At 35.0% G+C, this 21,012-nt stretch carries 19 protein-coding genes, 1 tRNA gene and 1 pseudogene; 14 read left to right on the forward strand and 7 right to left on the reverse strand.

Features of this window, described 5'->3' with window-relative positions:
* Positions 1 to 186: 186 nt before the first annotated feature.
* The 8 genes from B6C99_RS09900 to B6C99_RS09935 all read left to right on the forward strand — a co-directional run bounded on the left by B6C99_RS09900 (position 187) and on the right by B6C99_RS09935 (position 6,911).
* Complete coding sequence (locus B6C99_RS09900; RefSeq protein ID WP_086359673.1) at positions 187 to 1,362, forward strand: phage tail sheath protein; 1,176 nt, start codon at positions 187 to 189, stop codon at positions 1,360 to 1,362.
* Between the two features lie 13 nt (positions 1,363 to 1,375).
* On the forward strand, positions 1,376 to 1,888 hold the full coding sequence (locus B6C99_RS09905) for a phage major tail tube protein (protein ID WP_086359674.1): 513 nt from the start codon (positions 1,376 to 1,378) through the stop codon (positions 1,886 to 1,888).
* Between the two features lie 65 nt (positions 1,889 to 1,953).
* Entirely contained in the window at positions 1,954 to 2,253 is a 300-nt protein-coding gene (locus tag B6C99_RS09910) for a phage tail assembly protein (RefSeq protein WP_086359675.1), read from the forward strand.
* 8 nt (positions 2,254 to 2,261) lie between these two features.
* Complete coding sequence (locus B6C99_RS09915) at positions 2,262 to 2,384, forward strand: GpE family phage tail protein (RefSeq protein ID WP_086359676.1); 123 nt, start codon at positions 2,262 to 2,264, stop codon at positions 2,382 to 2,384.
* 142 nt (positions 2,385 to 2,526) lie between these two features.
* A complete protein-coding gene (locus B6C99_RS09920) occupies positions 2,527 to 4,854 on the forward strand; it encodes a phage tail tape measure protein (protein ID WP_086359677.1) in 2,328 nt (775 codons plus the stop codon).
* Position 4,855: 1 nt separating this feature from the next.
* Positions 4,856 to 5,284, forward strand: coding sequence for a phage tail protein (locus B6C99_RS09925; protein ID WP_065651214.1), 429 nt, complete (start codon positions 4,856 to 4,858; stop codon positions 5,282 to 5,284).
* Between the two features lie 7 nt (positions 5,285 to 5,291).
* Positions 5,292 to 6,428 carry a contractile injection system protein, VgrG/Pvc8 family gene (locus tag B6C99_RS09930; protein ID WP_086359678.1) on the forward strand — a complete coding sequence of 379 codons (1,137 nt, stop codon included), beginning with the start codon at positions 5,292 to 5,294 and terminating at the stop codon, positions 6,426 to 6,428.
* A gap of 264 nt (positions 6,429 to 6,692) precedes the next feature.
* A complete protein-coding gene (locus B6C99_RS09935; RefSeq protein ID WP_082205083.1) occupies positions 6,693 to 6,911 on the forward strand; it encodes an ogr/Delta-like zinc finger family protein in 219 nt (72 codons plus the stop codon).
* A 265-nt stretch (positions 6,912 to 7,176) separates the two neighbouring features.
* On the opposite strand, the gene B6C99_RS09940 is transcribed toward B6C99_RS09935, so the two are convergent.
* A tRNA-Ile gene (locus B6C99_RS09940) sits at positions 7,177 to 7,253 on the reverse strand.
* A 217-nt stretch (positions 7,254 to 7,470) separates the two neighbouring features.
* Between B6C99_RS09940 and B6C99_RS09945 the strand changes: the two genes are divergently transcribed.
* A complete protein-coding gene (locus B6C99_RS09945; protein WP_086359679.1) occupies positions 7,471 to 7,830 on the forward strand; it encodes a DUF4156 domain-containing protein in 360 nt (119 codons plus the stop codon).
* 63 nt (positions 7,831 to 7,893) lie between these two features.
* On the opposite strand, the gene serC is transcribed toward B6C99_RS09945, so the two are convergent.
* From serC to B6C99_RS09975, 6 genes and pseudogenes are all read right to left on the reverse strand, one after another.
* Positions 7,894 to 8,979: a 3-phosphoserine/phosphohydroxythreonine transaminase gene (gene serC, locus B6C99_RS09950; protein WP_086359680.1), complete on the reverse strand. Its 1,086-nt coding sequence runs from the start codon at positions 8,977 to 8,979 to the stop codon at positions 7,894 to 7,896.
* A 157-nt stretch (positions 8,980 to 9,136) separates the two neighbouring features.
* Positions 9,137 to 10,513: an argininosuccinate lyase gene (gene argH / locus B6C99_RS09955; RefSeq protein ID WP_086359681.1), complete on the reverse strand. Its 1,377-nt coding sequence runs from the start codon at positions 10,511 to 10,513 to the stop codon at positions 9,137 to 9,139.
* 246 nt (positions 10,514 to 10,759) lie between these two features.
* A pseudogene (locus B6C99_RS09960) lies at positions 10,760 to 11,971 on the reverse strand (argininosuccinate synthase); the annotation flags it as partial.
* A gap of 107 nt (positions 11,972 to 12,078) precedes the next feature.
* On the reverse strand, positions 12,079 to 12,858 hold the full coding sequence (gene argB, locus B6C99_RS09965) for an acetylglutamate kinase (protein ID WP_086359683.1): 780 nt from the start codon (positions 12,856 to 12,858) through the stop codon (positions 12,079 to 12,081).
* Positions 12,859 to 12,931: 73 nt separating this feature from the next.
* Positions 12,932 to 13,942, reverse strand: coding sequence for an N-acetyl-gamma-glutamyl-phosphate reductase (gene argC, locus B6C99_RS09970; protein ID WP_086359684.1), 1,011 nt, complete (start codon positions 13,940 to 13,942; stop codon positions 12,932 to 12,934).
* Positions 13,943 to 14,141: 199 nt separating this feature from the next.
* On the reverse strand, positions 14,142 to 15,605 hold the full coding sequence (locus B6C99_RS09975) for an aminoacyl-histidine dipeptidase (protein ID WP_086359685.1): 1,464 nt from the start codon (positions 15,603 to 15,605) through the stop codon (positions 14,142 to 14,144).
* A 150-nt stretch (positions 15,606 to 15,755) separates the two neighbouring features.
* Between B6C99_RS09975 and gpt the strand changes: the two genes are divergently transcribed.
* The 5 genes from gpt to proA all read left to right on the forward strand — a co-directional run bounded on the left by gpt (position 15,756) and on the right by proA (position 20,946).
* Positions 15,756 to 16,289 carry a xanthine phosphoribosyltransferase gene (gene gpt / locus B6C99_RS09980; RefSeq protein ID WP_086359686.1) on the forward strand — a complete coding sequence of 178 codons (534 nt, stop codon included), beginning with the start codon at positions 15,756 to 15,758 and terminating at the stop codon, positions 16,287 to 16,289.
* Between the two features lie 29 nt (positions 16,290 to 16,318).
* Positions 16,319 to 17,575 carry an alpha/beta hydrolase gene (locus B6C99_RS09985; RefSeq protein WP_158092467.1) on the forward strand — a complete coding sequence of 419 codons (1,257 nt, stop codon included), beginning with the start codon at positions 16,319 to 16,321 and terminating at the stop codon, positions 17,573 to 17,575.
* A 26-nt stretch (positions 17,576 to 17,601) separates the two neighbouring features.
* Positions 17,602 to 18,711, forward strand: coding sequence for a glutamate 5-kinase (gene proB / locus B6C99_RS09990; protein WP_110448064.1), 1,110 nt, complete (start codon positions 17,602 to 17,604; stop codon positions 18,709 to 18,711).
* A 440-nt stretch (positions 18,712 to 19,151) separates the two neighbouring features.
* Entirely contained in the window at positions 19,152 to 19,682 is a 531-nt protein-coding gene (locus B6C99_RS09995; RefSeq protein WP_086359689.1) for a hypothetical protein, read from the forward strand.
* A gap of 10 nt (positions 19,683 to 19,692) precedes the next feature.
* Positions 19,693 to 20,946 (forward strand): glutamate-5-semialdehyde dehydrogenase, encoded by a 1,254-nt coding sequence (proA, locus tag B6C99_RS10000; RefSeq protein ID WP_086359690.1) that lies wholly within the window; start codon positions 19,693 to 19,695, stop codon positions 20,944 to 20,946.
* Positions 20,947 to 21,012 lie beyond the last annotated feature (66 nt).

Consider the following 21,012-nt stretch of genomic DNA (forward strand, 5'->3'; position numbering starts at 1 on the left):
CTTATTCGATTTAGCATAGTAAATGACAGTTTCTTTACCTGTTTTATTCATTCTATCTTATAAACATTTTTATTATAAGTTGTAACAATTTCCACTACAAATCCAATCACTAACTCCTTTGTTTTAAATATGTAAATATTGATAAGTACATTAACTTTACGATATGTAAACCACAACGGAGAACTTATGGCTAACGACTATCATCACGGCGTCCGAGTCATCGAAATCAATGAAGGTTCACGCTCTATCAGAACAGTATCAACTGCTGTTATTGGTATTGTTTGTACTGGCGATGATGCCGATGCGACGCATTTTCCACTTAACACCCCAGTTTTGATTACCAATGTCAATACTGCTATCGGTAAAGCTGGCTCAACAGGAACACTCAAACCAACACTAGAAGCAATTGCAGATCAGTGTTCACCGGTTATTGTTGCTGTTCGTGTTGAAACAGGTGCAACTGTTGCAGAAACAGAAGCAAATATTATTGGTACCACGACTGAAGACGGCAAATATACTGGTATGAAAGCACTACTTTCAGCACAAACGCAATTGAAAGTAAAACCACGTATTTTAGGTGTACCTGGTTATGACTCATTACCAGTTGCTACTGCGCTAGTTTCATTAGCACAAAAATTACGTGCCTTTTGTTATGTTTCTGCTTATGGCGCTAAAACCAAAGAGCAAGCGGTACTTTATCGCGATAAATTAGGAGCTCGAGAAGCGATGGTAATTTGGCCTGATTTTGTCGGCTTTGATACCACACAAAAACAAAATGTTACTTTAGCTGCAACGGCTAGAGCGTTAGGTCTACGTGCCCAAATCGACCAAAAAGTTGGCTGGCATAAAACATTATCAAATGTCCCTGTCAATGGCGTCACAGGCATTTCTAACGATGTATTTTGGGATTTGCAAGAAGAAAGCTCAGATTCAAATTACTTAAACGAACACGATGTAACAACTTTAATTTGCAATCAAGGTTATCGCTTCTGGGGCTCTCGTACCTGTTCTGCTGATACATTATTTGCGTTTGAAAACTACACTCGTACTGCACAAGTATTAGCTGACACTATCGCTGAAGCTCAATTCCAATTAGTTGATGCACCAATGCATGCTTCTTTAATTAAAGATTTAATTGAATCAATCAATAATAAATTCCGTGAATTAAAATCTAACGGCTACATTATTGATGGTAAAGCATGGTTTGATCCTGAAGCTAATACAGCAGACATTCTAAAAGCAGGCAAATTATATATCGATTATGATTATACCCCTGTCCCGCCACTTGAAAATCTTATGTTACGCCAACGCATTACCGATAAATATTTGGTTGAGCTGGCTAATTCAGTCGCCACTAACTAAGGAGAACAATTAAATGGCTCTACCTAAAAAACTCAAATACTTTAACGTCTATGTCAACGGGACATCTTTTGCTGGTGAAGTCGAATCATTCACACCACCAAAACTAACCCGAAAATTTGAAAACTATCGTGGTGCAGGTATGCCTGGTAGTGTACCAATCGACATGGGATATGAAGATGATGCATTAAATGTTGAATGGACAATCGGTGGGTTAGCTCATGAAGTGCTAAAACAGCATGGCGGCTTACTCAATGGCGTTACATTACGTTTTGCTGGTGCTTACCAAAAAGATGATAGTGAAGATTTTATTAAAGTCGAAATCATTGTTAACGGACGTCATAAAGAACAAGACCGTGGTGAACTAAAACAAGGTGAAAGCAACTCGACCAAAATCACTACGCAATGTACTTACTATAAAGAGATCATCAACAACGAAGAGATTACAGAAATCGACCTTATCAACATGATCGACAAAGTAAACGGCGAAGATCGTTTATCCAAAGCACGCAATGCCATTGGACTATAACAATTAATTTAAAATTAACCATTTAAATAAAAAAGCCCGCAAGGGCTTCTTACGAGGGAAAACAAATGACTATCAGCAAAAAAATTACGTTAAAAACTGGACTAAAATCAGGTAAAACAACCATAAACGAAATTACTGTCCGCAAACCTTTAACTGGTGATTTACGTGGCGTTAAATTAATCGAATTTATTGATTTAGATATCGACTCATTAGCAAAAGTATTACCACGCATTACTACTCCATCAATTGCTGAACATGAAGTATTTAATTTAGATTTAATTGACTTATCAGAAATCACTAAAGAGGTAATCAATTTTTTGTCCCAGAACTCGAACGATGCCAACAAGGAATCCCCAACCGAGTAGAGGAGGCAATGGCAGATATTGCGCTAATCTTTCACTGGCAACCGTCTGCCATGGATGAATTAAACTTATCTGAACTTATGGAATGGCGAGAGCATGCTCGCGTCAGAAACGGTACCAATAATCCTGAATAATCATTAACAAAATTATCCAAAATAAAAGGTACCGTTTGACTACATTGATTTTTAAATAATTTAAATAATCGAATCAGTACTTAATTAATGCGCTCAACATAAACATCATTAATCAAAATCAGAAAATAAAAGTTTATTAATTATGGCCAAAAATTTTAACAAAAAATCAAAAAATAATAGATACAAGGGAAATAATACAAACAAGCCTCAGTATAAAACCAAGTCTTCTGAAACAAGTCTGGAAAAAAATGTTAATGAACAGGTTAATGCAAAAATTGCTGACAAAAAATCAGATAATAAAGAAAAAACAAGCTCGCAAAGTAAAAAACTAAAAGAATTGGGTAAAAATATTGGTAAACCTGTATTTAATTCGGTTGGTTCCTTTATTGAACTCGAACAAGCTATGAATAAAGTCGCTAGACAAGTTAAAGGGCTATATGACCTACAAGGAAAACCGACTAAATTATTTGACAGCATGAAAGAACAAATTCAATCACTAAGTCAACAAATACCAACTGCCAAAGGAGCACTAGGTATTGCTGAACAGGTAGAATCCAATGCCAAATTAGGGCTAACTAAACAAAGCGATCCTATAAGCGAACAACATAAACAACTGCTAAACTTTACTAAAATCTCGGCAATTTCAGCCAATGCATTTAGCTTACCAGTAAAAGAGTTAGCAACAGATCTGAGTAAAATTGCCAAACTATTTAATATACCAACAGAAAATATTGAAAACTTAGCCGACACCATTAATTATCTCAGTGACAACACCAACGCTAATGCAGCTGATATCATTAGTTCATTAAAAGGTATGGAGGAAATAGCTGATAAACTTAATTTCAAACAAGTTATGGCATTAAATTCGGCGTTCTTAAACCTGAATATAAAACCAGAGGGCGCGATTGCCGCTACCAATGCCATCGTCAACAGTTTATCAAAAGCCACAACGCAATCGGAGCAATTCCAACAAACACTACAATCACTTGGATTCAATGCCAGTAAAATAGAACAAGATATGTCAATTGATGCCATTGACACAATACAAAAAGTACTAACAACCATTAAACAACAGAATACTACCCAACAAACAGAAATTCTTACTAAGCTATTCGGTAGCAAACAGGCGCAAAATACCGGCAAACTTACCAATAATCTGCCTTTACTCACCCAACAACAATCAGTAATCAATAATCCAAATGCCATGGGTTCTTTACAAATAAAAGCCGATATTGACAGTAAAAGTTTCGCGTCACAATTTCAATTATTAAAAACCACACTAGCTAACATCTCAACTTCAATGGGTGGCTCCATGCAAGGACCAATAGTTAGTGCAATGCCATGGTTAACAGATCTCATGGCAAATACTCAGCAATGGGTAAATAACCACCCTACTTTTGTTGCTACCTTTATGGAAATTATTTCAATCACCTCCATGGCAAGTACCGCATTAGGTGCATTAGGAGAAATTCCAATTAAAAGCTTAACCAGTGCATTTAAAGGTTTAGGCACTGTTATCACAACAGTTGGTCGAGCATTTCTACTCAGCCCTATCGGTCTTGTCGTTATGGCTATTGCCGCGGCAGCACTAGTAATTCGAAAATTCTGGGAACCAATCAGCGCATTCTTCACAGGTTTCTGGCAAGGACTCACCAATGAAATACAACCAGTAATTGATAGTTTTTCATTCTTAGGACCAGTATTCACAACTATAGGTGATGCAATAGGCGGAGTGATCAACTGGTTTAGTGAATTATTATCACCAATGAAACTCACAGATGAACAGTTCGAAAGCTGTAAATCGGCCGGAACCTCTTTTGGTTCAGTTGTGGGTAGCATTCTAATGGCACCAATCAGACTATTTGAAAGTCTTGCTAAAATAGTCGGTGACACTTGGGATCTTATTATGTCATTACCTGACAAAATAAAAGAACTACCTGACAAAATAGAACAAATTTTTACTGGTGAAAATGGATTATTCAATAAGTTTTTAAAAATTGGCGGCGATATTTTAGATGGGCTGACGAACGGTATTAAAAATGCCTGGAACGGTTTAAAGGAAAATTTATCTAATCTTGGTAATAACATTTGCGGTTGCTTCAAATCAATACTTGGAATTAATTCACCATCGAAAATCTTTAAAGAATTTGGTGTTAACACTATTGAAGGCTATCAAATTGGGATTGATGGAACACAAGATCTAGCTTTAGATTCAATGAGTAAATTTGCTGACAAAGTGACGACTACTGCGCCACAAATGCCATTTAATGGCATGAATAATAGCACAAATTCTATCGCCAATCCGGGGATGGGTAATATTCAAGGAGGAACCTCACAATATTATATTACCATTAATGCAGCACCAGGCATGAATGAACAAGAGTTAGTCAAAGTTATCACTCAAGAACTTGATCGTCGAGAACAACAACAATTATTTCAAATTAGAAGCAGTTTAAGGGATATCTACTAAAATGATGATGTGTTATGGCTTTTTTGTTTTCTGCTTAAAAACATTACCTTACAAAAATATGAGAATAAACAAAAGTTGGAACTGGGCAAGTAATAATAGAGTCAACAAACGCTCAGCATTACAATTTACCGGACCTAATAATGAAACAATAAGTCTGTCTGGTTCAGTATACAGCGAAATAACCCATGGCAGAGTCAGCCTTGAAGTCTTAGAACGTATGGCATATTTATCTATACCAATGCCACTAATTGAAGGTGACGGTGTTCCGCTTGGCTTTTTTGTATTAAATAGTGTTGAGAAAACCTATACCGAACTAAATCGTCATGGCTCACCACTAAAAATCGATTTCACGATAAACCTGACTAAAGTCGATATTCCAGACTTCTTTGGTGAAGGTGCAATCAAAGATATTATTGATATTATTATATAGGTATAACATGGCAAGTCCATTTTACAAAATTATCTTATTAGATGATAACAAGAAACAAGACATAACCAAAAAATTTGACAATCGTCTTATCTCAATGACTTATGTCGACAATAATGGCTTTCAAGCAGATACAATTAGCATAGTCATTGATGATTCCGATCAGAAAGTTAATTTACCCACTCGAGGTGCTAAATTGGAAATTACCCTTGGTTGGAAAGCTGATAACAAAAAAAACACGCTAAACGATCAAGAAACGGTGATCTTTGATGCAAATATAAAAAATGTATTTACCATCAAGCAAGTTACACATTCTGGTACACCAGATGTCATTACTATACAAGGAGATAGTGCTGATGATTTAAGAAAGCTCAACGATGAAGTTCTCGAAAAATCTTATCACGATCTTACCTTAGGCGAAATAATCGCAATTATTGCTATACGCAGAAATTTAAGTTATCGCTGTGATAAACTGTTAGGTTCCAAATATATTTCACATATTGACCAAACAAAAGAAACAGATAGTTCTTTTCTTACTCGCTTAGTTAATGATTATGGCGGAGGTGTAACGGTTAAAAATGATATCTTAATAGCATTTAATAAAGGCCAAGGGATAACAGTAAATGGAAAAAAAATCCCCCCAGCTAAAATCAAAAGACAGTCAGGAAATTCACACAGCTACACCATCATCGATAGTCAATATCAAGGTGTAAAAGCCTATTGGCATAGTTATAGACATCCCACCAAAAAACCGTACAAAATTATTTATAAAGAACAGATTGAAAAAAGTAAAACTCACGTAGAGGGTGTTGATAAGGAAAAAGCCGAAAAAGAAGAAATGAAAGGTAAAATCAAAGAACTTAGATATGTTTATGCAAATGAAAAAAGTGCAATAGAAGCGGCTAAAAGTGAATTGAAAAAAATTGAACAAGGAATAGCACAATTTAAACTTAAACTAGCACTAGGTCGTCCCGATTTATTTACTGAAATGCCTGTTGAAGTGGATGGATTTAAACCAGAAATAAATTCAACCAAATGGACCATTGCTAAATGTTCACATTCATTAAATAAAAGTGGTGGATTCACAACTGAAGTAGAATTAGAGATTAAACCAGAGGAAGAAAGTTATGAGAATATATATAATTAAAGCCTTAAAAAAGTAATGAAATAATCTTAGCAAAATTAATCTATAGTTTGATGCCTATCAAATGATGACTCCCACAAAGAGTCATCACTCAATTCAAAAAAACAACTTAAATTAATAATTAACCAAGTTATGGTTCAGCTAAACTTTACCACCATTAAATAAAAAACCCCTGTAAAATTGTATAAAAATAAAAATACAAAAAAACTAGACTTAAACCTAAATTAATGTAAAATTAATCTAAGCTTAACAGAAGAGGTTTGTCACATGAAATGTCCACATTGCCGAAACAAAACATTTATACGATCTAGTGAAGAAATTAGTAACTTAACTCGCAAACAGTATTATCAATGCTCCAACATATATTGTGGGCATACATTTACTGCAATGCAATCAATATCTGAAACAATTGTACCAAGCGCAATTCCAGATCCAAAAGTAAACATTCCTATTTCGCCATATAGCCGACACGCCAAAAAAGCCTAAAACATCACCAGGTTGCATCTCATAGCAATCTGGTCCCCTCCTATTCCAAGCACTGCTTCTACTAACTACTAACTACTAACTACTAACTACTAACTACTAACTACTAACTACTAACTACTAACTACTAACTACTAACTACTAACTAGCAAGATTAAAACGTAGAATAAGCATAATATCAACCGCCATTTTATCGCCACAGCATAAAATAACTCGACAAACTGAACATTATAAAAGGAAGTAACCAATTGAATTTAAAAAACTTTGATGGTGGCCCCTACTGGACTTGAACCAGTGACCAATCGATTATGAGTCGACTGCTCTGACCAACTGAGCTAAGGGGCCATGTTTTGATGTGCTACTGACTTAGTAGGGTTGCGATTATAATAGAGTTAAAATTAATTTGCTACAATTAATTAACTAAATAGGTTGATTTGGTTAATTATTAAGCTGACATTTGTCATAATAGCATCATTTATAATAAGCGATATTTTTTAATCAATTATCCTGATACAATGTTTTATATTATTAGTAATGTTTTTTTATTGGTTGAGGAAATATTATGTCTATCAAAAAAACTCTTTTTATTAGTGCTGCACTGTCAGCGACATTATTTTTAAATGGTTGTAGTAGTTCAGATTATCAAGCTACCTCTGCTGGTCGCCAAGTTCAATTTATTGATACGAAACCAGCCGCAACTTGTCAATTTATTGGTAAAGCTGAAGGGCGTCGTAGTACTTTCTTTTCTGGTTTAAAAACGCATAGTGAACTAATCCGTGATGCAGCAACTGATTTAATGAATAAGGCTGCAGCTATGGGTGGTAACGTAATTTATAATGCACAAGATGCATCTTTACAATATGTTTCTGATATTGCCCCAACAGATGCAGTTATGGTTGGTGAAGTTTTCAGCTGTAAATAGCTAATCAGCAAATAAAAAAAGGGATATATTGATATCCCTTTTTAGTAAAATTTACCAAAATAATTAGCCATTTTGCTTTTCAAACTGTTGCATAAATTCAATAAGGTATTTGACACCTTCAATTTCCATTGCATTGTAAATTGATGCGCGCATTCCGCCTGCAATTCGGTGACCTTTAATGCCAATAATATTCGCTTGAGTAGCCTCACTAACAAACTTTTTATCGAGTTCTTCATTTGGCGATAAAAAGGTTACATTCATAATGGAACGATTGTTTACCGCTACAGTATTGCGGTAAAAATCAGACTGATCAATAAATTGATAAAGTAACTGTGCTTTTGCTTGATTTCGTTGTTGCATGGCACTTAAGCCACCTAAACTCTTAATCCATTTGAAGACTAAACCTGACATATACCAAGCAAAAGTTGGTGGAGTATTAAACATAGAATCATGATCTAATAATATTTTGTAATCAAGTACCGAAGGTAAGACTTTTTGCGCATAACCAATCAGATCTTCACGAACAATGACAATAGTAATTCCTGATGGGCCGATATTTTTCTGTGCACCAGCATAAATAATACCGTAACGCTTAACATCGATAGGTTGTGATAAAATACAAGAAGATAAATCTGCTACGACAGTTTTATCGGCAAAGTCAGGTTGTTCAAATATTTCAACGCCATCGATGGTTTCATTGGGACAATAATGAACATAAGCACTATTATCGCTTAATTGCCATTCAGACATTGGTTTGATTGAGGTTATTCCTGCATTTTTGATAACTACATTTTGCTCAATTACATTACAATATTTTGCCGCTTCTTTCGCTGCACACTGACTCCAATAGCCACTATTGATGTAATCAGCGTGAGTATTATTAGCTAAAATATTTAATGGTACAGCAGCAAACTGAGCTCTAGCTCCACCTTGACAAAATAAGATTTTATAATTTTCTGGTACATTTAAAAGATGACGAAGGTCGTTAGTTGCTTCAATCGCACATGCATCAAATTCTTTACCTCGATGACTTAGTTCCATCACCGATGCACCAGTGTTTTGCCAATTTAATAATTCAACTTGTACTTGCTTTAAAACATCCGCCGGTAGTTTGGCTGGGCCTGCACTAAAATTATAACTTTTACTCATTGCGATTCACTTTCATCCATCAAAAAATAGAAAATCTATTTTTACACTCTATGAACCAATATACAATCAGATTTTTAGCAAAAAATTTTGAGGAACGGGGTTTTTGAAGCATAAAAATACCGACAATAGTCGGCATTTATCGCAAAGAAAATGAAATTTAAAGAGCTAGTTTCTGTTTAGCGTTTTCGATGGCAAATTTTACTTGTTGTGGTGATACACCACCTTTTGCAGATCGTTTCGCTAAGCAAGATTCTAAAGATAATATAGAATAAACATCATCCTCAATGACTTGGCTGTATTGTTTTAATTCATCTATAGTTAGCTCTTCTAATGCTTTTTGTTTCGCAATCGCTCCTACTACCGCCTCACCAACAATATGGTGCGCTTGTCTAAATGGAATGCCTTTAGCCACAAGATAATCAGCAAGTTCTGTCGCATTAGAATAACCTTGTTTAGCAGCACTTTGACAATTTTGGTAATTGATTTTTATATCTTCAAGTACTAATACCGCCATATCTAAACACTCTTGCCAACTGTCAAGTGCATCAAATAAGTGCTCTTTATCTTCTTGTAGATCTTTATTATATGCCAGAGGTAATCCTTTAAATGTGACTAATGCTCCTGTTAATGCGCCAACCACTCGTCCTGCTTTACCGCGAATTAATTCTAATGCATCTGGATTTTTTTTCTGCGGCATTAATGAAGATCCTGAAGTAACGCGGTCAGATAATTCAACAAAGTCCGCTTCACCACTATTAAAAATAATTAAATCTTCAGCAAAACGTGATAAATGAACCATACCGATTGATGCATTATTGAGTAGTTCAAGCACATGATCCCTATCAGACACCGTATCCAAGCTATTATTGGTTGCAGTTGCGAAACCTAACAAGTTGGCTAACATATCACGATCCATAGGATAAGCTGTACCTGCTAAAGCACCACAGCCTAAAGGACTAACATCCAAGCGTTTTAGAGTATCTTGTAAACGACTTTCATCACGCGTTAACATTTCATAATAAGCTAAACACCAATGCGCAAAAGTTATTGGTTGAGCACGTTGTAAGTGAGTATAACCAGGCATAACCGCATCTTGATGTTGTTCTGCAGTTAACACCAGTGTTTTACGTAATTGATTGATAGCAGAGATAAGATGAGCAATTTCATCTTTACACCATAATTTTAGATCGGTGGTTGACTGATCATTACGACTGCGACCTGTATGAAGTTTTTTACCTAAATCACCGACTTTTTCTATTAGTTTTTGTTCTACCCAACTATGAATATCTTCAGCGTCACTTTGTAAGATCTGCTGCGGATCTTGTTGTACCGAACTTAATAATTCATTTAACGCTTGTTCTAACTGTTGTTGTTCATCATGAGATAAAACGTTGACAGTGACCAATGCTTTAGACCATGCAATTGATCCAATGATATCTTGCTCTGCAAGCCGATAGTCAAAGCGCAGAGAATCATTAAAGTGTTTAAATCGTTGATCTGCTGCTTGGCTAAAACGCCCACCCCATAATGCCATAATCACCTCAAATATTTTATTTCAAATCAGTCCTAACCAATTAAAATTTATTATTTTTTTAATAATTTTAATGATAAGTTTATCTATAACAATACTATCGAAAAATATATACAGACCAAAGTCTGTATATATTATGTTTTATATCTAATTAAAAAGTCTTAAAAATTACTTTTTACTTTTACTTTTACTTTTTGATTTTGTGGTTTCTTTCGCTGACGATTTAGCTTTTTTAGTCGGCTGATTTTTCTTACCTTCATTTAAAGCACGGATACGTGAAGATAGGGAGAATAAACGAATAAAACCACCTGCATGACTGTGATCGTAAACCTCATCTTCACCAAACGTTGCAAACTCTTCGCTATATAAGCTATTTGGTGATTTCTTCTGTACTGCGGTTGCATTACCCTTATAAAGTTTAACTACAACTTCACCAGTCATATCTTCTGCTAACACTTCTGCAGCAGCTTGAAGAGAACGACGATATGGTGCAAACCAGCGACCATCATAAACAACATAAGCCATTTCTAGACCTAGTTGTTCACGCCATTTGAAGCTATCACGATCTAGGATCAGTTGTTCTAAACCACGTAACGCAGTCATCATGATAGTTCCACCAGGGGTTTCGTAACAACCACGCGATTTGATGCCGACTAAACGGTTTTCAATAATATCTACTCGACCTACACCATGTTTTGAACCAATTTTATTCAGTGTTGCAACACAGTTATATGGTGATAATTTTTTTCCATTAACGGCAACAACTTCGCCTTTTTCAATACCAATAGTGACAAATTCTGCTTCATCTGGTGCATCTTCTGGTGATACAGTCCATGCCCAACAATCAGCATTTGCTTGATTCCAAGTGCTTTCTAACACTCCACCTTCGGTTGAAATATGCCATGCGTTTTCATCACGGCTGTAAATTTTTTCAACTGTTGCTGTAGTAGGAATTTTTCTCACTTTTAGATAGTCAATTAACGCTTCACGTGAACGTAAATCCCATTCACGCCATGGTGCAATAACTTTTAGTTGTGGTGCTAAAGCGGTATAAGTTGTTTCAAAACGGACTTGGTCATTACCTTTACCGGTCGCACCATGACAAAGGGTATCAGCACCAACTTCTAATGCATATTCAACTTGAGCTTTAGCGATGATTGGGCGAGCCATTGAAGTACCAAGATAATACGTTCCTTCATATAATGCGCCAGTTTTTAAAACAGGGTAAACATAGTCTTTAACAAACTCTTCGCGTAAATCAACAACTTTACATGCTACTGCGCCAGATGCTTTGGCCTTTTTTTCCACATCTTTTAGTTCTTTAGGATCTTGTCCAACGTTGGCGACTAAAGCATAAACTTCACAATCGCCATAATTCTCTTTTAACCAAGGAATAATAGCTGATGTATCTAAGCCACCCGAATAGGCTAAAACTACTTTTTTTGTTGCACTTTTTTTCATGTTATACCCTTTCATAATTTACTGACGAAAAAAATAAATGTTTTAAACACTAAGCCAAGTATATCTAACAATAAATATACTTGTTTAATATACTGACTGATTTATGTTTAAGCAATAATTCTTGTACCCGTTATACCTGATTTTCCATTAAATAATTCAATGAGTTTATCTGATTCTTTCCAGCTTGCGATATCTATTGGTCGGCCTAATGTTTTAGCCGCTTCAAAAGCAGAATTCACTTTTACGATCATTCCATCGGTAATAGTTCCTTGAGCAATTAGATGATCTGCCTCAGCTTGCGTTAACGATTCGATTAATTGTTTGTTTTCATCTAAAACACCAGATACATCAGATAGTAAAATTAAATCTGCATCTAAAGTTTTTGCCAAGGCAACAGCTGCGTGATCGGCATTGACATTCATCATCTTGCCTTCATCGGTAATCCCAATTGAACTAACAATAGGTAAATAACCATTAGTAAGGAGTAAATTGATTAAGGCAGGATCGCCTTGTTCAGCTTCACCTACATAACCTAACTCTTCAGAAATTTGCTTAACTTTAACGCTATCACCATCGGCTAAGCAGAGTCCAATACTGGCTATTTGTAATTTTTTAGCTTCTGACAAAATTGTGGTATTCGCACTACCGGCAAGACTACCAACAATCACATCTATTTGATCTGCCGGTGTAACACGTAAACCATTACGTCGAACAACCGGTAAGGAGAGTCGATCCATTAATGAATCAACCACACTACCACCACCATGAACAATAATTAAAGGACGTTTAAAATTTTTTTTGTATTCGCTAATAACAATAAATAATTTACTTAATGCCTCTTTATTATCGAGTAATACGCCGCCAAACTTAATAATCAATGGTTTCATTTTTATTTCCTATTCACTCTAATAAATGTTCACTGATATAAACTTGTCATCATTAACAAATTATTATCTATCTTTATAATAAGGCTGTTGTTTCATCAAAACCAAATCGAATATTCATACATTGAACTGCTTGCGCAGCTGCACCTTTTAATAAATTGTCTTCCACAGAAATTAAAATCAGATGTTGGCCTTTTAGCACAAAACCAATATCACAATAAGGTAAGCCAATTACCGATTTTAGGGCTGGCCATTGTTTTTGGTAAACTCTTACCAATGGCTTATCATCATAATATTTATTTAATGCGGTAAGAATATCTTCCTCACTTACCCCTTCTTTTACCTGACAGGTAATAGTGGCGTGAATACCTTCTTTAAAACAACCTAAATGAGGAGTAAAAATGACTTCCTGTCCTAGATGTGTCGCAATTTCAGGTTGATGACGATGAGTAAATATGCCATAAGCATGTAAGCTAACCTCACAAAATAGATTATTTGTAGAAGGTTTACGACCTGCACCACTAACGCCACTCACAGCATTGATGACAGGCCATTGCCTTTTGTCTAGTAAATCTTCTTCAATTAACGGTTTTAGTGGCAGTTGCGATGCGGTTGGATAACAACCTGGTACAGCGATTAATTGCGCATTTTTTATCGCATCAAAATTCCATTCAGCTAAACCATAAACAGCTTTATCTAACCACTGTTGATGTTGATGTTCAAAACCATAAAATTGGGTATAAAACGAGGGAGAATTGACTCGAAAAGCACCCGATAAATCAAATACTGTACAACCATTTTCAAGAAAAAATGGTGCGATATCGTGACTAACAGAATGTTCAGTAGCTAAAAATACAATATCAATATCTTTAACAAGAGAAGAATAATCAGCCGTAGCAATTAAAGGTAAATCAACAACACCTTTCAATTGCGGGTATAAAAATCTATCAGAAATAAGTTTTCCCGCATCAAGACTATTTTCTGATACCGTTAAAGCGACTAATTCAATATTTGGATGTTTTGTTAAATAATAAGCTAATTTTGCACCTGCATAACCACTCGCCCCAACAATTATTGCTTTTAACATATCTTTCCTTATCTATCATTCAGATTTTTATGCAGTATAGTAGGCGATTTAAAACAACAAAACAAGAGAAAATTGAATTTTTATTCACTTTTTGTGAATTTATTTTCAAAAAGACAATTACTGCCACGTTTTAAACTTTAGCAGTGAGGTGAAAATGTCATCCTCCTACACATTAGATCTGTAGGAGGAAGGTTAATGATTATTTTAAATAGCTGGCAGATTTTAAGATTGCTATGAGTAGTTCCCAATAACGATAAACACTTTGAATATTAACTTTTTCATCAGGTGAATGAGGTGAAACAATTGTCGGGCCAATTGATATCATATCCATATCAGGATAAGACTGTTTAAATAGACCACATTCTAATCCGGCATGGATCACCATAATTTTTGCTTGTTTTGAGAAAATCTCTTGATATTTATCTTTAGCTAATTGTAAAAGACTAGAATTTAAATTAGGCTCCCAGCCCGAATAGCCACCACTAATTTCGTAATTGGCATTCACTAATTGGCTTAACGAGATTAATGTTGCAACGACTGCATCTTTCGCACTATCAACTTGAGAACGGATTAAGAAATTAACGTTCAGTTGATTATCGCTAATACTTACAATCCCCAGATTTAAAGATGTTTCAACAACACCATGAATTTGGCTACTCATACTCACCACACCATTTGGCGCAACATTTAATAAATTGATAATTTTACTTTGCTGTTCAACGGCGAGGACTCGTTTAATATGATCACTATTAACCTCTTTTAAGGTTAATTCTATATTGGGTTCTACCTGTCCAAACTCATTTTGTAAAATAGATTTATATTGGTTAACAATCTGTTCTAGTTTTGGTAAATCTTGTTTATTTAAGGTTAATTCAGCAAATGCTTCTCGAGGTATTGCATTACGTAAAGAACCACCTCTTATGTCTGCTAATCGATATGAGATATCTTGTCCATATTCCGCTAAAAATCTTGCCAGTAATTTTATTGCATTACCGCGGCCAAGATGAATATCACAACCAGAATGACCACCTTTCAAACCTTTTAGCGAGAGTTGAATATAGCAATCATGTGTTTCTGGCATTACCGCATATGTGATGGCAAAACTGGTCGTAAAATCAACACCTCCAGCGCAGCCAGTAAAAATTTCGCCTTCATCTTCTGAATCAGTATTGATCAAATAATGACTTTTCAACCAATTTGGTTGTAGACCAAAAGCGCCATGCATCCCCGTCTCTTCCGAAGTAGTAACTAATACTTCAAGAGGTCCATGTTCAACTGAAGGATCAATTAATACTGCCAATGCTGATGCCAAACCTACGCCATTATCTGCACCTAATGTAGTCCCTTTAGCCTTGACCCAATCGCCATCAACATAAGCTTGAATTGGATCAACAAGAAAATCGTGCTGTGTACCTTCATTTTTTTGCGGAACCATATCCATATGAGCTTGCAAAGCGATTGATGGACAATCTTCCATCCCTTTAGTAGCAGCTTTACGCAGTAAAACATTACCAGCTTTATCTAGCTGACAATCAATATGATGAGTAGTTGCAAAATCGACTATATATTTAGTTATCATTTGTTCATGATGAGAAGGATGTGGAATTTTACAAATATCATTAAAAATCTGCCAAACAAATTTTGGATTTAAGGTCGATAGCATATTTTATCCTCAATATTAGGTGGGTAATGAATTAATAAGTGGTTTTTTTTATCTAACCACTCTATAATAAGGTGCAATTTTACATCTATTTTTAGCCCATTAATATTAATTTATTAAATTCGTATATTCGATTAAAATTGCAGGTTACACATGTCAATAGAACAAACTTTAACAGAAGAAGAAATCAAAGCCAAAAAACAGCATAAAGCAGAGATTATCGCTGAAAAGAAAAAATTCAATGTCACTTGGGAAATGCTACAAGCTTATGGTCGTCAGCTTTCTGAGAGATTATTACCCGCCAATCAATGGAAAGGCATCATTGCAGTTAGTCGTGGGGGCTTAGTACCAGCAGCTATTTTAGCTCGTGAACTTAGTATTCGTTATGTCGATACAGTTTGTATTTCTAGCTATGATCATGATCATCAACGTGAAAAATTAATTTTAAAACAAGCAAACGGTGATGGCGAAGGCTTTATTGTTGTTGACGATTTAGTTGACACTGGTAGCACTGCACATACCATTCGTGAAATGTATCCTAAGGCGCACTTTGTAACTATTTTTGCTAAACCAGCAGGTAAACCATTAGTTGATGATTATGTTGTCGACATCGCACAAGATACATGGATTGAACAACCATGGGATACTGGTGTCATGTTTGTTAAACCAATTTGTGATAATAAATAATTGTTAAATATAACTAGGTTGCTATGGTTATGACTGAAAACCTTTCTGAAAAGATATTTAAACCACAATATGACTACCCTGAAACATCGTCGCTAATCAATCGTCTTGATAGTAGCAATGGCAGCAGTATTAGTCCTCTTGATGGTGAAATTGATTCAAAATGGTATCGAATCATTAACCCTCTTTTATGGTATTGGCGCGGTCTTCCTAAGTTAGAAATCGAAGCGGTTTTATCAAGAATCTCTGTTTCAACTAAGCGCCATACTAATGATAAATGGTTGGATTCAGTTATTGGTTATCAATCTGGCAACTGGATATATGAGTTTTTAAATCAAGCTGCAATGTGGCAAGCTAAAGCTGATAATGTTGCTCAATCTAATTTAACTGAAGAATCAAAAAATAGCTTACATCAGGATTATCTCATTGCCAGCGAATACGCCAGCATTGCCAGTTACCCTCATTTTAAGAATGATGAGCTAGCGATGTATGCTCAAACCTGTGCCTATCAATCATATATGAAGGCACTTGAATATTCACCTTATTCAAACAAACAGTTAGAATTTAAGGTTGAAAATCGAGTTATTAAATCCATTTTGCATTTACCAAACAATAGTAATAGTAGTGTTTGCCCTGTTGTTTTAGTCTGCAATGGTTTAGGTAATTTACAAATTGATTATTATCGTTACTTTAGTGAATATCTTGCTCCGCAAGGTTTTGCTATGTTAACTATAGATTTACCAACCGTTGGATATAGTCGTAATTTTGTATTGAGCCAAAATAGTAGCCAAATTCATCAAGCAGTGATCGAACAACTATCATCGGTTCCATGGGTAGATAGCAATCGAGTGATTGTTGCTGGGTTCCGCTTTGGTTCACACATTGCAACACGGCTTGCTTATCTAATGCCTAATAAAATTAAAGGATTATTTAATTTTACTCCATTTGTACACCAACTTTTTGTTGATAAGGCATTACAACAAAATCTACCTAATAGCTATAAAGATATGCTAGCCAGTCGTTTAGGTTTAACTTCTGTATCAAATCAACAACTAGCAGCCGAATTGAATTATTTTTCTCTTAAGAATCAAGGATTATTAACTCATTCTTGCCCTGTACCAGTTATGAATATTATCTTTGAAGATGATAAATTAAGTAATTTGAGTGAAGCGAAACTAATTCAATCAGCAAAACAAAGCAAAATTGTCACAATCCCCAAAACACCATTGCAAAAAGGCTTACAAAACGCCTTTGCTCAATCAGTTAAATGGATGGAGTCTATTTTGTAATAGCTAATTTAAATAAGAGTATTGTTATGAATAATAAAAAACAACAAACTGTCGTTGTTAAACTCGGTACCAGTGTTTTAACTGGAGGAACTAAACAGTTAGACCGTGCGAGAATAGTAGAACTGATTCGACAATGTTCTTATTTACATCAAACTGGTCATAAAGTTATTATCGTGACTTCGGGCGCTATTGCTGCTGGTCGAGAATACCTCAACTATCCTAATCTACCCAATACTGTTGCCACAAAACAATTACTTGCTTCAGTTGGTCAAAGTAAATTAATCCAACTTTGGGAACAGCTTTTTTCGATATATAAAATTTATATTGGACAAATGCTATTAACTCGCGCAGATCTTGAAGATCGCGAACGCTTTTTAAATGCTCAAGATGTATTAAAGGCGATGCTAGAAAATAATATTGTCCCAGTAATTAATGAAAATGATGCTGTCGCTACTGCTGAAATTAAAGTTGGTGATAACGATAATTTATCAGCACTTGCCGCAATTTTAGCTGAAGCAGATAAATTGATATTACTTACCGATATCGAAGGTTTATATACCGCCGATCCAAGAAGCGATAGCAATGCACAATTGATAAAAGAAGTAACTCAGATTAATGATGATCTGCGCAGTATCGCCGGTGATAGTGTTTCAGGTTTAGGAACCGGTGGCATGAGCACCAAAATTCAAGCTGCCGAAGTAGCCGGGAGTGCTGGCATAGAAGTAATTATAGCTGCAGGAAATAAAGCCAATGTGATTGTTGATGCAGTCAATAATCAATCAGTTGGTACCCGTTTTTTACCGCAAAAAACCCCATTAGAACATCGTAAACATTGGCTATATGGCGCACCAAACGTAGGCAAAGTGATACTTGATGATGGTGCGATTAATGCTATTTTAAATAATGGCAGTTCGCTATTACCAAAAGGCATTATCGCTGTCGAAAAAGATTTTTCACGTGGTGAAGTCATTAATATTTGTGATAAATCTGGTAAACAAATAGCTCGAGGAGTCAGCCGTTATAATAGTGATGCATTACGACAAATAGCTGGACATCATTCACAAGAAATTAGCCAAATAATTGGCTATGAATATGGTCCTGTTGCCGTACACCGAGATGATATGCTGATTAAATAATAGATTTAGAATAGAGACATTCGGCCAAATCGTTACAAAAACTTACTCTATAGCGTTGTGTTCAGTATAATCTTTTACTAATAATAGTAATAATGCCTACAATCAGGCTTTTGACTATGCAAAAGCCAACATCAGAGAAAGTCATTATTGGCATGTTTATATTTTTCATAATACAAAATGATTTATAATAAAACTAGACAAGTTTTTATTACATTAAAAATAGCTTTTAGAAAAATCGAGCAAACTGCTCCTTTAGAAAATAAAATCGATACAATAGTAAATCAAATGGGTTTAGAGGAATTATTTTAGTAAAATTAGAAATACATAGTTAAATTACAAAAATATATTGATGATTTAATATATAACATAGCGTTCTGGATAGATTACCTATCTTATCGATAAATAAAAAAACAGATGAATAAGATAAAAGGCTTATAAAATTGAGTATTGAAGTTAATAGCTATCACGAAAAATGGCAAAAAGATGAGCAGGATTTAGTCTTTTATAGACGTAAATATATTGAACCACTTATAATAATTTTACTTACCTGCTTTATAGCATTCTTTATATTCTCTCACATAATCGAAATCCCTTTTCAACTAGGTCTCATTTTATTATTAATGATTGTTTTTTTGTTATTACAATGGGCTGAAAAATATATCATTTTGGGTAAAACATTTATTAGTATTAGGAATAGTCAGTTTACCGTTGCGGATCTTATCCTATTTACCCTGTTTTTTATTGTTTATGTCTTTTTAAAAAGAAAAGATAAAAATAAAATGACCTGTATCCTATTTAAGAATATTATTAATATCTCAGAAAAAAATCCTAATACAATGATAATAAAATATAAGACAAACGATATTATTGAGGATTATGTTATCAACCTAAATATGATGTTGGAGTCAGAAAAGCAGTTATATTTAGAAAAAATGCAATCTATTAAAAAACTTTGTGGACAAAATCAATAAAGGTTAAGCAATGATAAACGAAATGGGTAAAGCAGCCAAACTTGCTTCATATCAATTAGCACAATGCGCAACAAAAATTAAAAATCAGGCTTTAATTCATATCGCCGATTTATTAGAACTAAATGCTGACAAGATTCTTGATGCTAATCAGAAAGATATGGTTATGGCAAAAGAACAAGGATTGACCGAGGCAATACTTGATCGTCTGTTATTAACTTCCGAACGATTATCATCTATTGCTAATGATGTTCGAAATGTTGTTTCTTTAACCGATCCAATTGGCCAAGTTATTGATGGTTCGACATTAGCAAGCGGATTAAAGTTACAACGTCACAGAGTGCCATTAGGTGTGATTGGTGTTATCTATGAAGCTCGTCCTAATGTGACTATTGATATTGCGGCTCTTTGCTTAAAAACCGGCAATGCAGCGATACTGCGTGGTGGTAAAGAGACAATTAATACCAATGCTGCTATTATAGCTATTATTCAACAAGCCTTAAAACAAGTCGGCTTACCTGAAACAGCAATTCAATCTATTAATAATCCTGATCGCAAATATATCACAGAATTACTTAAACTTGATAAATATGTTGATATGATTATTCCTCGAGGTGGCGCAGCATTACACAAACTTTGTCGAGAACATTCAACCATACCTGTTATTACTGGTGGTATTGGTGTTTGCCATATTTTTGTCGATGAAAGTGCTGATTTTGATAAAGCGCTATCAATAATACTTAATGCAAAAACTCAGCGACCAAGTACCTGTAATACTGTTGAAACATTACTTGTTCATACTGAAATTGCCAATACTTTTTTACCAAAACTTAGTCAAATCATGGCCGATAATCAGGTGATATTGCATGCCGATCCCGATGCTTATAAGATTTTGAATGCTGGAGTGGCAAATGTTTTTGCCGTTGAGGATGATGAACTAAGGCAAGAGTGGCTTTCCAAAGATCTGAATATTGTTATTGTTGATTCATTGGAATTGGCGGTGGAACATATTCGCGAATATGGTAGTGGTCATTCAGAAGCCATTTTAACGCGAAGCCTTATAAATGCAGAACAATTCGTTAACTTAGTCGATGCTGCTGCAATTTATGTTAATGCATCGACCCGATTCACCGATGGTGCACAATTCGGTTTAGGTGCTGAAGTTGCAGTTAGTACGCAAAAATTACATGCTAGAGGACCAATGGGCCTTGAAGCCTTAACAACGTATAAATGGATTGGTTATGGCGAAGATTTAATTCGTCAGTAATGATAACAACTAACTGTTCATAAACCTGAACAGTTAGTTATATAGTTATTAGTTATATAAGTTAAA

This window comes from Gilliamella sp. N-G2 (assembly GCF_002142215.1).
GTDB lineage: Bacteria > Pseudomonadota > Gammaproteobacteria > Enterobacterales > Orbaceae > Gilliamella.